Source organism: Kosakonia sp. CFBP8986 (genome assembly GCF_034044935.1).
Taxonomy (GTDB): domain Bacteria; phylum Pseudomonadota; class Gammaproteobacteria; order Enterobacterales; family Enterobacteriaceae; genus Kosakonia; species Kosakonia cowanii.
In genome coordinates this window covers 314,653-330,394 of sequence record NZ_JAXCXB010000002.1, presented here as the reverse complement: position 1 = coordinate 330,394, position 15,742 = coordinate 314,653, and the positions used below count along the sequence as shown (strand labels likewise).

Below are 15,742 nucleotides of genomic sequence, written 5' to 3'. Positions count from 1 at the left end.
GTTAATCATAAATGTCAGCGTCAACCTGCGCTACGCTGTGCGACTCACTGACCTTTTTTAGCCACGTATCATAAATAGGTACTTCCATGTCGAGTAAGTTAGTACTGGTTCTGAACTGCGGTAGCTCCTCACTGAAATTCGCAATTATCGATGCTGTTAACGGTGAAGAGTACCTCTCTGGTTTAGCCGAATGTTTCCACCTTCCTGAAGCACGCATCAAGTGGAAAATGGATGGCGGTAAACAAGAAGCGGCTTTAGGTGCAGGTGCCGCTCACAGCGAAGCGCTTAACTTTATCGTTAACACTATTCTGGCACAAAAACCAGAACTGTCTGCTCAGCTGACCGCAATCGGTCACCGTATCGTCCACGGCGGTGAAAAATACACCCGTTCCGTGGTGATCGATGAGTCTGTGATCCAGGGTATTAAAGATGCGGCCTCTTTCGCCCCGCTGCACAACCCGGCTCACCTGATCGGTATCGCCGAAGCGCTGAAATCCTTCCCGAGCCTGAAAGAGAAGAACGTTGCCGTGTTTGACACCGCGTTCCACACCACCATGCCGGAAGAGTCCTACCTCTACGCCCTGCCGTACAAACTGTACAAAGAGCACGGCGTTCGTCGCTACGGCGCGCACGGCACCAGCCACTTCTATGTAACCCAGGAAGCGGCAAAAGTGCTGAACAAACCGGTTTCTGAACTGAACATCATCACCTGCCACCTCGGCAACGGCGGTTCTGTTTCCGCTATCCGTAACGGCGAGTGCGTCGATACCTCCATGGGTCTGACCCCGCTGGAAGGCCTGGTAATGGGTACCCGTTCTGGTGATATCGACCCGGCGATCATTTTCCATCTGCATGACACCCTGGGCATGAGCGTTGAAGCGATCAACAAAATGCTGACCAAAGAGTCCGGCCTGCTGGGCCTGACCGAAGTCACCAGCGACTGCCGTTATGTAGAAGATAACTACGAAACCAAAGAAGACGCGAAGCGTGCGATGGACGTTTACTGCCATCGCCTGGCGAAATACATCGGCTCTTACACGGCGCTGATGGATGGTCGTCTGGACGCGGTGATCTTCACCGGCGGTATCGGTGAAAACGCAGCGATGGTACGCGAGCTCTCCCTGGGCAAACTGGGCGTGCTCGGCTTCGAAGTTGACCACGAACGCAACCTGGCTGCCCGTTTCGGCAAGTCTGGTTTTATCAACAAAGAAGGCACCCGCCCGGCGATCGTTATCCCGACTAACGAAGAGCTGGTGATTGCGCAAGACGCAAGCCGCCTGACTGCCTGATAGCTTACCCACACCGCCAGCCAACGCTGGCGGTGCTGTTTTGTAACCCGTCCGCTTCGACGGTAACGAAAGAGGATTAACCGTGTCCCGTATTATTATGCTGATCCCTACCGGAACCAGCGTCGGCCTGACCAGCGTCAGCCTTGGCGTGATCCGTGCTATGGAACGCAAAGGCGTTCGTCTGAGCGTCTTTAAACCGATCGCCCAGCCACGTGCGGGCGGCGATGCGCCTGACCAGACCACCACTATCGTGCGCGCCAACTCCGGGCTGCCGGCGGCTGAACCGCTGAAAATGAGCCACGTCGAGTCGCTGCTCTCCAGTAATCAGAAAGATGTGCTGATGGAAGAGATCATCGCCCGCTACCACGAAAGCAGCAAAGACGCTGAAGTGGTGCTGGTTGAAGGCCTGGTCCCGACCCGTAAACACCAGTTCGCCCAGTCCCTGAACTTCGAAATCGCGAAAACGCTGAATGCGGAAATCGTCTTCGTTATGTCTCAGGGCACTGACACGCAGGAGCAGCTTAAAGAGCGCATCGAGCTGACGCGCAACAGCTTCGGCGGCGTGAAAAACAGCAACATCACCGGCGTTATCGTCAACAAACTGAACGCCCCGGTTGATGAGCAGGGCCGTACGCGCCCGGATCTCTCTGAGATCTTTGATGACTCCTCAAAAGCAAAAGTGGTGCATATCGATCCGGCGCAGCTGCAAGAGACCAGCTCTCTGCCCGTGCTGGGCGCGGTGCCGTGGAGCTTCGATCTGATCGCCACCCGTGCGATCGATATGGCGCGCCACCTGAATGCGACCATCATCAACGAAGGCGACATCAAAACCCGCCGCGTGAAGTCCGTCACCTTCTGTGCGCGCAGCATTCCGCACATGCTGGAACACTTCCGTCCGGGCTCGCTGCTGGTGACCTCTGCCGATCGTCCTGACGTGCTGGTTGCTGCCTGCCTGGCGGCGATGAACGGCGTTGAGATTGGTGCCGTGCTGCTGACCGGCGGCTACGAGATGGAAGAGAGCGTGCGCAAGCTGTGCGAACGCGCGTTTGCCACCGGCCTGCCGGTATTTATGGTGAACACCAACACCTGGCAGACCTCCCTGAGCCTGCAGAGCTTCAACCTGGAAGTGCCGGTTGACGATAACGAGCGTATTGAAAACGTGCAGGAGTACGTTGCCCGTTACATCAACGCGCAGTGGATCGACTCCCTGACCGCCACCTCCGAGCGCAGCCGTCGCCTCTCGCCGCCAGCCTTCCGTTACCAGCTGACCGAGCTGGCGCGTAAAGCGGGCAAACGCGTCGTACTGCCGGAAGGCGACGAGCCGCGTACCGTGAAAGCGGCCGCTATCTGTGCCGAACGCGGTATCGCGACCTGTATCCTGCTGGGCAACCCGGATGAGATCAATCGCGTTGCGGCAGCACAGGGTGTTGAGCTGGGCGCCGGTATCGAAATCGTCGATCCGGACGTGGTGCGTGAAAGCTACGTCGCTCGCCTGGTTGAGCTGCGTAAGAGCAAAGGCATGACCGAAGCCGTAGCGCGCGAACAGCTGGAAGACAACGTGGTGCTCGGCACGCTGATGCTGGAGCAGGATGAAGTTGACGGCCTGGTTTCCGGTGCGGTTCACACCACTGCGAACACCATTCGCCCGCCGCTGCAGCTGATTAAAACTGCGCCGGGCAGCTCGCTGGTCTCCTCCGTGTTCTTTATGCTGCTGCCGGAACAGGTTTATGTTTACGGTGACTGTGCAATCAACCCGGATCCGACCGCTGAGCAGCTGGCCGAGATCGCGATTCAGTCCGCTGACTCCGCGACCGCGTTCGGCATCGAGCCGCGCGTGGCGATGCTCTCCTACTCCACCGGCAACTCCGGCGCGGGTAGCGACGTTGAGAAAGTGCGTGAAGCGACTCGCCTGGCGCAGGAAAAACGTCCTGACCTGGTTATCGACGGTCCGCTGCAGTATGACGCCGCGGTCATGGCGGATGTGGCGAAATCTAAAGCGCCGAACTCGCCGGTTGCCGGTCGCGCTACCGTGTTCATCTTCCCGGATCTGAACACCGGTAACACCACCTACAAAGCGGTACAGCGCTCTGCCGACCTGATCTCTATCGGGCCGATGCTGCAGGGTATGCGCAAGCCGGTGAACGACCTTTCTCGTGGCGCGCTGGTAGACGATATCGTCTACACCATCGCACTGACCGCGATTCAGGCGTCCCAGCAGCAGTAAGGTGTCGGATGGCGGCTGCGCCTTATCCGACCTAAGGTTTGATAAGCTTCTCCGCCACCAGACAAAAAAAGGCGACCTTCGGGTCGCCTTTTTTATATTGAGGAGTGTAGGCCGGATAAGCGCAGCGCCATCCGGCAAAAAACACACCCTCCACAGCCGCAAACCGGCAATAAAAAAGCGACCCTCAAGGTCGCTTTTTTCTGCAAAGCAAAAGAGGTTACTCCGTCTCCTGCTCGCGCTTTTCCACATCATTGCTGGCGTTACGGCTCATCCACAGCGCCAGCGCTTTCAGCGAATCATCGGTAAACTCGTCGCAGCGGGCGGTGATCTCTTCCGGCGTCATCCAGAAGACCTCGCTCACCTCCTCTTCCTGCAGGGCAAACGGCCCGTGGGAGACGCAGCTGAACAGCCCGCCCCACACCCGACAATGCTCATCTTCAAAGTAGAACTGACCATGCTCGGCAAACGGTACGCCGGCAATGCCCAGCTCCTCTTCCGCTTCACGGCGCGCGGACTCCAGCAGGTTTTCACCCGCCTGCACCACGCCGCCCGCGGTGGCGTCCAGCTTACCGGGCATAAAGTCTTTTAGCTCGGTACGACGCTGCACCAGAATATTGCCCATCCCGTCATGCACAACAATATAGGTTGCGCGATGACGCAGGCACTGCGCGCGCATTTGCTCCCGGCTGGCCTGAGCAATCACCTCATTGTCTTCGTTGACAATATCTACCCATTCCATGCCTGCAAAATGACTCTGTTCCACCATCGGGACATCTTCTCTTTATGGCGCTCTTACGGCGCGTTTCGGTTGACGGGTAAATTACGGATTAATCGCAACCTGCGCAATAACCCGCTGATCATTAAGTGCGATAACACGTAACATATTCTCTTCCAGCATGCCGTAGCTGGCGGCAAACCCACCTTTCGGGATAGAGACCGAACCGGGGTTGAAGTGCACAATCTCACCACGCTTCTCGGCAACCGGAATATGGGTATGCCCATACACCAGCACATCACCTGCTTCCAGCGGCGGAATATTCTCCGCACCGAAGAGATGGCCGTGGGTCAAAAACAGGCGGCACGCGGGTAATAAAACCTGCTGCCAGGGCGCGGTAATGGGAAAGCGCAGCAGCATCTGATCCACTTCGCTGTCGCAGTTGCCGCGTACGGCGATAATCCGGCTGGCCTGCGTATTGAGCTTTTCTGCCACCTGCGCCGGATTGTACCCCTCCGGCAGCGCGTTACGCGGGCCATGATTGAGCACATCGCCAAGCAGAACCAGCCAGCGGGCGCCGCTTTGCGCGAACCGTTCCAGTATGCGTTCCGTCGCGGGCAACGACCCGTGAATATCCGATGCAAACATCAGTTTCATCACTGCACCTCTTTGAAAAAAACGCCCTTATGATACCGGAACGCGAACCGCTTATCAGCCCGCGCGCTTAGCGGAAAGTGCAACATAGCGCTGAACCGAGGAGCGCTGCCACTGGAAGGTGGCGTACTCCGCTAAGCGCTCCGGCACCGGGTCACCGTGCATCACCAGCCGGTTAAGCATCAGAGCGAGATCGACATCGGCAATGCACCATTCGCCAAACAGGTTCGGCTTACCGTGTGCCAGCAATTCCCCCGCAATGGCGAATAGCTTATCGGCGCTCGCCTGGCCTGCTTCGCTGAGCGGCGCTTTTTTCGCCCCGGCAAAAACCACGTCCGTTGAGCGCGCTTCACGGATCGGCAGCAGATCGCTGCGCAGCCAGGCCTGCACCTGCCGCGCGCGGGCGCGGTTCTCGCGGTCATGGGGATAGAGACGCTCCCACTCCGGCGGCGCAAAACGCTCGTCGAGATATTCGGCAATCGCCGAGGACTCGCTCAGCACAAAGCCATCAATCTCTAAGGAAGGAACGCGCTGCGTCAGACGAAAGCCGGGCCAGCCCGCGCTATGCTGCGCGCCGCTCGCCAGATCGACGGTTTTCAGCGTGAAGGGCAGCGCCTTTTCATGCAGGGCAACGTACGCCGACAGCACATACGGGGAGAAGTACTCATTGTCAGACCACAACGTGATTGCCGGTTCGCTCATAACATCCTCGTTTAGCGGGTAGGTTTTGTCCAAAATATAGCCTCTTCTGCCTTCTGTCACTCGCGGAAAACGCTGTCATTACCGGGAACACCTATACTTAACGGGCGACGCCCATTCCGCTCACAGGAGTTTCGATGATAGACCTCTATTTCGCCCCGACACCGAACGGCCATAAGATCACGCTGTTTCTCGAAGAGGCCGGGCTGCCGTATCGTCTGATCCGCGTAGATATTAGTAAAGGCGAGCAGTTTCGCCCGGAATTTTTAGATATCTCACCGAATAATAAGATCCCGGCGATTGTCGATCATGAACCCGCCGACGGCGGCGCGCCGCTCAGCCTGTTCGAATCGGGCGAGATCCTGCTCTATCTGGCAGAAAAATCCGGCCAGCTCCTGAGCGGTGAACTGCGCGAGCGTCATGTCACTTTGCAGTGGCTATTCTGGCAGGTGGCGGGGCTTGGGCCGATGCTCGGGCAGAATCATCACTTTAACCACTTCGCGCCACAGCCGGTGCCCTATGCCATTGAGCGCTACCAGGTGGAAACGCAGCGGCTCTACCAGGTGATGAATAAACGTCTTGAGCAGGTGCCGTGGCTGGCGGGCCAGCACTACAGCATTGCGGATATCGCTGCCTGGCCCTGGATCAACTCCCATGCGCGCCAGCGTATTACGCTTGAGGATTACCCGGCGGTCTTTAACTGGTTTGAGCGCATTCGCACGCGCCCGGCCACCGAGAGTGCGTTGCAGAAAGCGCAGCTGCCATAAGCTGCGCGTTTTAAGGATAATCACGCTTCGGAGGGAAGCATGAAGATACTCGTTACTGGCGGTACTGGCCTGATTGGCCACCATCTGATCCCCCGTCTGCTGGAGCTGCACCACAGCGTAACGGTGGTCACGCGAAATCCGGCCAAAGCGCAGCAAAAGCTTGATGCCCGCGTCAGCCTGCTGAAGGGGCTTAACGATCTTACGGATCTCAACACCTTTGATGCGGTGATCAATCTTGCGGGCGAGCCGATTGCTGATAAGCGCTGGACCGAGGAGCAGAAACAGCGCTTGTGCAACAGCCGCTGGCAGATTACGCAGCAACTGGCAGATTTGATCAAAGCCAGCGATAACCCGCCGCAGGTGCTGATCTCCGGTTCCGCCTGCGGCTACTACGGCGATCTCGGCGAAGTGGTGGTAACAGAAGAGGAGCCGCCGCATAACGAGTTTACCCATAAGCTCTGCGCGCGCTGGGAGCAGATCGCCTGCGAAGCGCAAAGCGACCGCACCCGCGTCTGCCTGCTGCGCACCGGCGTGGTGTTGACGCCGAAAGGCGGCATTCTCGGCAAGCTGCTGCCGCTCTTCCGCCTCGGTCTCGGCGGGCCGATTGGCACGGGTCGGCAATATATGGCCTGGATCCATATCGACGATATGGTCAACGCTATCCTCTGGCTGCTGGATAACGATCTGCGCGGGCCGTTTAATATGGTCGCGCCCTACCCGGTGCGTAACGAGCAGTTCGCTCATGCGCTTGGTCATGCCCTGCATCGCCCGGCGTTTATGCGCGCGCCCGCCACGGCTGTACGTCTGATGATGGGGGAATCGTCGGTGCTGGTGCTAGGCGGCCAGCGCGCGCTGCCTAAACGCCTGCAAGAGGCCGGGTTTGCCTTTCGCTGGCACGATCTCGAAGAGGCGCTGACGGATGTGGTAAACACATAAATTTTGTCGCCTTGAGCCTGGGATGATGGTGGTAAGCTACGCCTTTTAAAGCAAAAGGGCTGCCATTGACCAGGTCGCAAAAAATCCGTCTCTTCGCACTCTGTCTGCTGCTTCTGATATGGGCGCTGTGGATGTGGGAGAGCACCCGACTGGGCGTCACGGTTTTTATGCGTGACGATGCGCCCGATACGCCAGTGCTGCTGGCGGTTGGCCTGCTGACTGGACTCTGGTGTGGCTGGCGCAGAGCCGTACGCGGTGAGGCGAGCGCGTTTAAGGCGCTAGCCCCGTGGCCGCTTTTCCTCTGCGTTGCGGCCTTTATTGGCGTCACGCTGCTTAATGTGCCGGAAGGCTGGGTGCGTCTGACAGCAGGCGAAACGATAAGGAGCGAGGTAACCTTTCGCCTCACCTACCCCGGCCCTTCGCTCGGGCGTAAAAGCCACTGCGAAGCGGGCCTACGCATTGACGATGCGTGGCTCGGGCGGTTGGTGACGTTGTGCACCCACACAGAGAGCGTGCCGCGCGATGCCAGCTCGGTGCAGGTCGAAAAACGCCTCGCCGCACGCGGCGCCTGGTTTACCCGCTACCGTTTTATCGCTGAGAATGGCAAAACCTACGCCTGGCAGCCTGCTACCCCCTAATTTTTGTGGCACTCGCGCGCGCCTTTGCAGTGCTAAGCTTCTTCGTTTGATTCTCACAAGGATGCGTCATGACGTTGCAGACCCCCCGTTTTACTCTGACGCCATTTCAGGCGTCTGACTGGCCCTTCTTTTTGCAGATACGTCAGGATAAAAGCGTGATGCGCTATATGGCTGAGATCGCCTCTGAAAGCCAGATCCGCACCCTGTTTGAAGATCGGCTTAACGATCCGAATGCCTTTGTGATCCGCGATGAGCAGGGTCATGCAATTGGCGATGTCGGCCTGCGTCCGAGTCCACATCTTGTGCAGGAAGCGGATGTCGGCTACTCAATCCTGCCTGAAGCGCAGGGCCAGGGCGTGGCGTCAGAAGTGCTGGCGGTACTCTGCGACTTCGCTTTTCGCGAGCGCGATATTCACGCCCTTAACGCGTGGGTGCTGTCGGACAACCTCGGCTCGGTGCGGGTGCTGGAGAAGAGCGGTTTCACGCGCGTACAGGTGCTGGAGCAGGCCTATTTGCTGCGCGGGAAATATTATGATGACTGGATCTATCGCCGTGAAAAGCACTAAGAGGATGTTCAAATCAGCCAAAGCGAAAGCCACTCTCGGAATTGTGATCTTCTTTTTGTGGGTGATATGGCTGCTTTTCTCCAGCGGTTTTAGCCACAAGGTCTATCTGAAAAACGGTGAGCCGGATCCCTGGATTATCCTGATCGTTGCCGTGCTGGTGGGATTATTGGCGGCCTGGCGCGGCCCCTTTACGACACTGCGCAATAAGCTGCTTTGTTTTGTTGCCCTGTGTTTGCTTAGCCTCGCAACCCTGTGGAACGTGCCGGAAGCATGGGTAAAGTTTACCGCAAGCGAAATAGTACATAGCGAGGTGACCTTTACTATTGGTCACCCAGGCCCGCCCATCACCCGCACCAACCGTTGCCCGGCGGGGCTGCGCTTTTACGATGCGTGGTTAAACCGCCCGATTGAACTCTGCACCCGCGACGCGCTTGTGCCGCCCGGCGCGCGAACGGTTCAGCTTGAGAAGCGGGTCTCCGCACGCGGTGCGATATTTACCCATTACCGTTTTATTTCCGCCTCGGGCATTCCGCAAGGCTGGTGGCAGGTTAATCGCCCGGATAAGTGACAGTGCGACGGTGCAGTGCCGGATTGCGGCGTTCGCCTTATCCGGCCTACAACAGCCGCAACAGCACTTCCCGTAGGCCTGATAAGCGCAGCGCTATCAGGCAATCATGGCTTACTTCAGCGATCCCTTGAGGAACTGCTGCAAGCGCAGGCTTTTCGGGTTGCCGAACAGCTCATCCGGCGTCCCCTCTTCTTCAATTTTTCCCTGATGGAGGAAGATCACATGGCTGGAGACATCGCGGGCGAAGCCCATTTCGTGGGTAACCACCACCATGGTTTTCCCCTCTTCTGCCAACTTCTGCATAATGCGCAACACTTCACCCACCAGTTCCGGGTCGAGGGCTGAGGTTGGTTCATCGAACAGCAGCACTTCCGGCTCCATCGCCAGCGCGCGGGCAATCGACACGCGCTGCTGCTGGCCGCCGGAGAGATGCACCGGATACTTGATCTGCTGCATCGCATCGATGCCCACTTTCGCCAGGTATTTTACCGCCCGCTCGCGCGCCTCCTGCTTGCTCAACCCCAGCACCTGAATCGGCGCTTCCATCACGTTCTCCAGCACCGTCATGTGGCTCCACAAATTGAAGTGCTGGAACACCATCGTCAGGCGCGTGCGCAGCAGACGCAGCTGATTCTTATCGGCGACTTTCAGCTGGCCATCTTTGTCGCGCACCAGATTGATATTCTGCCCGCTCACCACAATGGTGCCTTCGCTCGGTTTCTCAAGGAAGTTGATGCAGCGCAGGAAGGTGCTTTTGCCGGAGCCGGAGGAGCCGATGATGCTGATCACATCCCCGGCGTTAGCCCGCAACGACACGCCTTTCAGAACTTCATGCTCGCCGTAGCGCTTATGCAGATCGGTAACGTTTAATTTATTCTCAGACATCATGCTCTCAGTGCGTCGAAGAGGGCTTCATATGCTGTAAAAAGCGCTTTTCCGCCCGGCGGAAGAGGCTAATCAGGACATACGAAATAATGAGATAGAGCACCGCCGCGATACCAAACGCCGTAAAGGGCTGGTAGGTGGCGGAGTTAATATCACGGGCAATTTTCAGCAGATCCGGCACCGTCGCGGTAAAGGCCAGCGCCGTGGAGTGCAGCATCAGGATCACCTCGTTGCTGTAGGCCGGCAGCGCGATACGCAGCGCCGAAGGCAGAATAATGCAGCGGTACATTTTAAAGGATGAGAAGCCATATGCCCGCGCCGCTTCAATTTCACCGTGCGGCACCGAGCGGATCGCCCCGGCGAAAATCTCGGTGGTATAGGCGCAGGTGTTGAGCGTCAGCGCCAGCACCGTACAGTTGAGGCCGCTGCGGAAAAAGGCATTTAGCAACTCAGTCCCTTTCACGATCTCCAGCGTGTACATGCCGGAGTAGAAGACCAGCAGCTGCACATAGAGCGGTGTGCCGCGAAAGATATAGGTGAATAACCAGATCGGGAAACAGATAAATTTGTTGCTGGAGACGCGCCCAATCGCGAGAAACAGCGCCAGTATGCCGCCCATCACCACGGAAGCGATCAGCAGCCATAACGTAATCGCCACGCCGGTAATGCGGTAGCCATCGCTCCAGAGCAGGGATTGCCAGTACTCCTGAATAATCTCAATCACAGGTCGGCCCTCTTCACACCCACCGAGTAGCGGCGTTCAAGCAGCAGCAGGACACCGTTGGAGGCCGTGGTAAAAATGAGATAGATCGCGCCGCAGACAATGGCGAAGTAGAACGGCTCCCAGGTGCTTTTGCCGGCGAGCTGCGTCGCTTTCACCACATCTTCCAGCCCCAGTAAGGAGACCAGCGCCGTCGCTTTCAGGATCACCTGCCAGTTGTTGCCGATGCCCGGCAGCGCAAAACGCATCATCGCCGGAAACAGAATACGGCGGAACACCTGGCGGCCGGTAAAGCCAAACGCCGTCGCCGCTTCAATCTGCCCTTTCGGCACCGCCATAAAAGCGCCGCGAAAGGTTTCGGTAAAGTAAGCGCCGTAAATAAAGCCGAGGGTAATGATACCGGCCACCATCGGATCGATATCCAGCTGCGCCATGCCGAGCGCGTCGGTAATGGCGTTAAGGGCAATTTGCAGGCCGTAGAAGATAAGCAGCATCAGCACCAGATCGGGCACGCCGCGAATAAGGGTGGTGTAACCCTCAAAAATCAGCGCCAGCGCGCGGCTTTTCGACAGCTTCGCGCCCGCGCCCGCCAGGCCAATCAGCACCGCCAGCACCACGGAGCTGAGCGCCAGCTCGAGGGTCACCAGCGCGCCCTGGAATATCACTTGAGAAAACCCGTGCAGCATGCAGCCTGTCCTGTCGTGTGTGGTGTTTGCCGTGTCTCTTCCCCTCCCTTGCGGGAGGGGTCGCACGTTAATAGGGTGTGGGATTAACCACCGTAAACATTAAAATCGAAATACTTTTTCGCCAGCTTGTCGTAGGTGCCGTCAGCGCGCATCTCGGCGAAGGCTCTATTCAGCGCGTCACGCAGTTCGCTATCGCCTTTACGCACGCCCATGCCGGTGCCAACGCCAAACAGCTTCTCATCTTTAATCGACGGCCCGCCAAATTTGTAGGCTTTGCCCATCGCGGTTTTCAGGAAACCTTCGCTGGCAGCCACTTCATCCTGGAACGCCGCGTCGATACGACCTGCGGTCAGGTCGGCATAGATATTGTCCTGGCCCTGATAGGAGACGATTTCGACTCCTTTCGGTGCCCAGTGAACATTACCGTAGGTCTCCTGGGTGGTGCCCTGCAATACGCCGATACGCTTGCCTTTCAGTTTGTCCAGCTCCGGCTGAATGTCAGAATCTTTTGCCACTACCAGACGGGAATCTGCCGCGTAGAGCTTGTCGGTGAAGTCAATCTCCTGCTGGCGCTTTTCGGTGATCGACAGCGAGGACATAATCGCGTCGATTTTCTTCGCTTTTAACGAAGGGATCAGCGCGTCCAGCGGGTTCTCAACGAACACACACTGCGTATTAATGCGCTTACAGAGCTCTTTTGCCAGATCGATATCAAAACCGACCAACTCACCCTGCGCATTTTTTGATTCAAACGGGGCGTAAGTGGGATCGGTACCGATACGTAATTTTTGCGGGATTGCAGCAAATACAGTAGAGACGCTGGAAACAGCGAGCACCAGAGAAAGGGAGAGCACCAATTTTTTCATCATTATCCTCAACAGACTGTCTTTCCTAAGGGAATTCTCACAACTTAACGGTGCGTTATCGTGCCATCATCTCCCCCGGCAAGGCAAAAGATAAACGCGGCAGGATAACTTTTTTTGCAATCTGAGTGCGTAGCTATGCAGCCCTGCACTATTGTGATGCAGCCACTGCACCACGCTGGAACAGACACCGTTTGCTGCACCATGCCGCGAAAGGCGCATGGCGCACCGTTTTCCCTCACGGCCCGCTGGCGCAGGCCGTACAGCCTTACTCGCCGTAGACGTTAAAGTCGAAATACTTTTTGGCAAGTTTGTCGTAGGTTCCATCTTTACGCAGCTCGGTAAAGGCTTTGTCGAATGCCGCTTTCAGCTCGGTATCATCTTTACGCAGGCCAATCCCGGTGCCATCGCCAAAGTACTTTTTGTCTTTCACCGACGGGCCAGCAAAAGCAAACTCTTTGCCCGCAGGCTGTTTCAGGAAGCCTTCGCTGGCGGCAACTTCATCCTGGAATGCCGCATCGAGACGACCGGCAGCCAGGTCAGAGTAGATCTGATCCTGGTTCTGGTAGGCCACCACGTCGATACCTTTACTGCGCCAGTTATCGTTGGCGTAACCTTCCTGCGTTGAGCCTTGCAGCACGCCGACATGTTTACCTTTCAGCGACTCCAGCGTCGGCTTGATAGGCGAGCCTTTGGCGGCAATCAGGCGCGAATCCGCCGCGTAGAGCTTCTCGGAGAAGGCGATCTCCTGCTGGCGTTTTTCGGTAATGGAGAGCGACGAGATAATGGCGTCAATCTTCTTCGCTTTCAGCGAGGGGATGAGGGCATCGAAATCGCTGCCGACCCAGGTGCATTTCACCTGCATGCGTTTGCACATCTCATTACCAAGATCGATATCAAAGCCCACAAAATCCCCTTTGGCATCTTTCGAGGAGAAAGGTGCATAAGTGGCATCGGTGCCGATACGGACTGTCTGGGGAAGCGCTGCATAAACGCTGGCGGTGGCGGAGAGCCCCAGCAGTAAAGACAGAGCGAGGACCGTCTTCTTCATACATTACCCTCAAGTGTGCTGTTTTTTTATTGTGTCGTGTGTTGTGTTGCAGCCAGTAGCCTTGCACGTCTTATGCCACTTTCCCGATGATGAAATAACGCGGCGCGGGAATTGTTAACAAAACGTTGCAGATTGACCGTTGTGATGAAAGATAGCAGGTCTGCGGAACGAACCGCAGCAGTAAGCGGGGGAAAAGAGGATTAAATGTTGAGGATATGATCGCGCTTACAAAATTGCCCTAAAAAAGCGCATCCGGCGATACGTTGCACTATTTTGCAGCATCGCCACCCTGCCAGCGGGCAAAAAGATCTTCCGGCAGTTCGATATCAAACTGATCCACGACGCGGTTGACGGTCTGATCGACAATATCCATCACGCTCTGCGGACGATGGTAAAACGCAGGCACCGGCGGCATGATCACCGCACCAAGTTCTGCCGCCTGGGTCATCAGACGCAAGTGGCCAAGATGCAGTGGGGTTTCACGCACGCAGAGCACCAGCGGGCGACGCTCTTTCAGCACCACGTCTGCCGCACGGGTCAGCAGCCCGTCGGTGTAGCTGTGAACAATGCCGGAGAGAGTTTTAATGGAACAGGGAAGGATCACCATGCCTGCGGTCTTGAACGAGCCAGAGGAGATATTGGCGGCGATATCGCGGGCGTCATGCACCACGTTTGCCAGCGCCTGCACATCGCGCAGGGAGTAGTCGGTTTCAAGGGAGAGAGTTTGCCGGGCGGCCTGGCTCATCACCAGGTGGGTCTCTACTTCAGCGACATCGCGCAGCACCTGTAACAGGCGAACGCCATAAATTGCGCCGCTGGCGCCGGAAATGCCCACAATCAGTCGTTTCATCTGCTTATCCACCCGCTAACATAAGCGCAAACTTTGCCTGATTATAGAGGGTGTTGCAACAAGTTGCGCCCCTCATGCGAGGGGCGCGGCGGGATCAGCCTTCGTTGTGCATCTCTAAGCTTTCAACTTCGTTCTGCAACTGTACCGCTTTGGCATCGTCATTACGCAGGGAGTCGAGGTAATCAAGATACTGCTGATCGACATCTTTGGTGACGTAAATACCGTTAAACACTGAGCACTCGAACTGCTGAATGTCCGGGTTCTCTGCGCGTACGGCATCAATCAGATCGTTGAGATCCTGGAAAATCAGCCCGTCGGCGCCGATGATCTGGCGGATTTCATCCACTTCACGACCGTGAGCAATCAGCTCATTGGCGGTCGGCATATCAATGCCGTAGACATTCGGGAAGCGAATTTCCGGTGCCGCGGAAGCGAGGTAAACCTTCTTCGCCCCGGCTTCGCGCGCCATCTCGATAATCTGCTCCGAGGTGGTGCCGCGCACGATGGAGTCATCCACCAGCAGCACGTTCTTGTCGCGGAACTCGGCGCGGTTGGCGTTCAGCTTGCGGCGCACCGATTTACGGCGCAGCTGCTGGCCCGGCATGATAAAGGTGCGGCCAACGTAGCGGTTTTTCACAAAACCCTGGCGGTAAGGCTTGTCCAGAATGCGGGCGATCTCCAGCGCGATATCGCAGGAGGTTTCCGGGATCGGGATCACCACGTCGATATCAAGATCTTCCCACTCGCGGGCGATCTTCGCGCCGAGCTTCATGCCCATATTGACGCGGGCGCTGTAGACGGAGATTTTGTCGATAAAGGAGTCCGGGCGCGCAAAGTAGACATATTCGAACAGGCACGGGTTGCTGACCGGGTTTTCCGCGCACTGGCGGCTGTAAAGCTGCCCTTTCTCGGTGATATAAACCGCTTCACCCGGTGCGACATCACGCAGGAACTCAAAGCCCAGCGTATCAAGCGCAACGCTCTCCGATGCCACCATATATTCGGTGCGGCCATCGCCTAGTTCGCGCTTGCCCAGCACCAGCGGGCGAATGCCGTTCGGGTCGCGGAAGGCGACCATGCCGTGACCAATAATCATCGCCACGCAGGCGTAGGCACCGCGGATCTGGCGGTTGGTCGCGGCAATCGCGGCGAAAACGTTATCCGCTTCAAGCGGGTAATGACGGAAGTTATCCAGCTCGCTGGCGAAAATATTGAGCAGGATTTCAGAATCTGAGGTGGTGTTAATGTGGCGACGCTTCTCTTCGAACAGCTTTTTACGCAGTTCGTGCGCGTTGGTCAGGTTGCCGTTGTGCGCAAGCGTAATGCCGTACGGGGAGTTAACGTAGAAGGGTTGCGCTTCTGAAGCGCTGGAGCTGCCCGCGGTAGGGTAACGAACGTGGCCAATCCCCATATTGCCCTGCAGACGCTGCATATGGCGGGCTTCGAATACATCATTCACCATGCCGTTCGCTTTACGCAGACGGAAACAGTTATTGGCATCAATGGTGATGATGCCCGCTGCATCCTGCCCACGGTGCTGCAGCACCGACAACGCGTCATAAATCGACTGGTTTACCGGCATGAAACCGGCGATACCGACAATACCGCACATACGTCTTTTCCTCGTTAA

17 protein-coding genes are annotated in these 15,742 nt (G+C 57.1%); 7 read left to right on the top strand and 10 right to left on the bottom strand.

The annotated features are described in order from the left end of the window. The first annotated feature begins 86 nt into the window (after positions 1-86). Positions 87-1,289 carry an acetate kinase gene (gene ackA, locus SOM48_RS05265; RefSeq protein WP_023479643.1) on the top strand — a complete coding sequence of 401 codons (1,203 nt, stop codon included), beginning with the start codon at positions 87-89 and terminating at the stop codon, positions 1,287-1,289. A gap of 82 nt (positions 1,290-1,371) precedes the next feature. Then, on the top strand, positions 1,372-3,513 hold the full coding sequence (pta, locus tag SOM48_RS05260) for a phosphate acetyltransferase (protein ID WP_023479804.1): 2,142 nt from the start codon (positions 1,372-1,374) through the stop codon (positions 3,511-3,513). Positions 3,514-3,730: 217 nt separating this feature from the next. Here the strand turns inward: pta and yfcD are convergent, their stop codons facing one another. The 3 genes from yfcD to yfcF are packed head-to-tail and all read right to left on the bottom strand — an operon-like array spanning position 3,731 to position 5,584. After that, entirely contained in the window at positions 3,731-4,279 is a 549-nt protein-coding gene (gene yfcD, locus SOM48_RS05255; protein WP_023479717.1) for an NUDIX hydrolase YfcD, read from the bottom strand. Positions 4,280-4,333: 54 nt separating this feature from the next. Further along, on the bottom strand, positions 4,334-4,888 hold the full coding sequence (gene yfcE, locus SOM48_RS05250; protein ID WP_320511565.1) for a phosphodiesterase: 555 nt from the start codon (positions 4,886-4,888) through the stop codon (positions 4,334-4,336). A 51-nt stretch (positions 4,889-4,939) separates the two neighbouring features. Next, positions 4,940-5,584: a glutathione transferase gene (yfcF, locus tag SOM48_RS05245; protein WP_320511564.1), complete on the bottom strand. Its 645-nt coding sequence runs from the start codon at positions 5,582-5,584 to the stop codon at positions 4,940-4,942. Positions 5,585-5,718: 134 nt separating this feature from the next. On the opposite strand from yfcF, the gene yfcG reads away from it, so the two are divergent. The 5 genes from yfcG to SOM48_RS05220 all read left to right on the top strand — a co-directional run bounded on the left by yfcG (position 5,719) and on the right by SOM48_RS05220 (position 9,056). Next, complete coding sequence (yfcG, locus tag SOM48_RS05240) at positions 5,719-6,348, top strand: GSH-dependent disulfide bond oxidoreductase (protein ID WP_054803338.1); 630 nt, start codon at positions 5,719-5,721, stop codon at positions 6,346-6,348. Between the two features lie 39 nt (positions 6,349-6,387). Next, positions 6,388-7,284: a TIGR01777 family oxidoreductase gene (locus SOM48_RS05235; protein ID WP_289743317.1), complete on the top strand. Its 897-nt coding sequence runs from the start codon at positions 6,388-6,390 to the stop codon at positions 7,282-7,284. 65 nt (positions 7,285-7,349) lie between these two features. Next, positions 7,350-7,922, top strand: coding sequence for a hypothetical protein (locus tag SOM48_RS05230; RefSeq protein WP_128482491.1), 573 nt, complete (start codon positions 7,350-7,352; stop codon positions 7,920-7,922). 68 nt (positions 7,923-7,990) lie between these two features. Further along, a complete protein-coding gene (locus tag SOM48_RS05225; RefSeq protein WP_312479462.1) occupies positions 7,991-8,488 on the top strand; it encodes a GNAT family N-acetyltransferase in 498 nt (165 codons plus the stop codon). Then, positions 8,454-9,056: a hypothetical protein gene (locus SOM48_RS05220; RefSeq protein ID WP_320511563.1), complete on the top strand. Its 603-nt coding sequence runs from the start codon at positions 8,454-8,456 to the stop codon at positions 9,054-9,056. Before SOM48_RS05225 ends, SOM48_RS05220 begins: the two co-directional genes overlap by 35 nt. 111 nt (positions 9,057-9,167) lie before the next feature. Here the strand turns inward: SOM48_RS05220 and hisP are convergent, their stop codons facing one another. The 7 genes from hisP to purF form a co-directional block, all read right to left on the bottom strand. After that, the gene (hisP, locus tag SOM48_RS05215; RefSeq protein WP_042712051.1) at positions 9,168-9,941 is read right to left on the bottom strand and encodes a histidine ABC transporter ATP-binding protein HisP; all 774 of its coding nucleotides are present in this window, start codon (positions 9,939-9,941) and stop codon (positions 9,168-9,170) included. A 7-nt stretch (positions 9,942-9,948) separates the two neighbouring features. Further along, positions 9,949-10,665 carry an ABC transporter permease gene (locus SOM48_RS05210; protein ID WP_023479676.1) on the bottom strand — a complete coding sequence of 239 codons (717 nt, stop codon included), beginning with the start codon at positions 10,663-10,665 and terminating at the stop codon, positions 9,949-9,951. After that, entirely contained in the window at positions 10,662-11,348 is a 687-nt protein-coding gene (locus SOM48_RS05205) for a histidine ABC transporter permease HisQ (RefSeq protein WP_023479875.1), read from the bottom strand. The genes SOM48_RS05210 and SOM48_RS05205 overlap by 4 nt, the downstream gene beginning before the upstream one ends. An 83-nt stretch (positions 11,349-11,431) precedes the next feature. Further along, the gene (gene hisJ / locus SOM48_RS05200; protein ID WP_320511667.1) at positions 11,432-12,214 is read right to left on the bottom strand and encodes a histidine ABC transporter substrate-binding protein HisJ; all 783 of its coding nucleotides are present in this window, start codon (positions 12,212-12,214) and stop codon (positions 11,432-11,434) included. 265 nt (positions 12,215-12,479) lie between these two features. Continuing rightward, entirely contained in the window at positions 12,480-13,262 is a 783-nt protein-coding gene (gene argT / locus SOM48_RS05195; RefSeq protein ID WP_128482489.1) for a lysine/arginine/ornithine ABC transporter substrate-binding protein ArgT, read from the bottom strand. Between the two features lie 268 nt (positions 13,263-13,530). Further along, positions 13,531-14,112, bottom strand: a complete 582-nt coding sequence (locus SOM48_RS05190; protein ID WP_023479639.1) for a UbiX family flavin prenyltransferase — start codon at positions 14,110-14,112, stop codon at positions 13,531-13,533. A 94-nt stretch (positions 14,113-14,206) separates the two neighbouring features. Then, a complete protein-coding gene (gene purF, locus SOM48_RS05185; RefSeq protein WP_320511562.1) occupies positions 14,207-15,724 on the bottom strand; it encodes an amidophosphoribosyltransferase in 1,518 nt (505 codons plus the stop codon). Positions 15,725-15,742 lie beyond the last annotated feature (18 nt).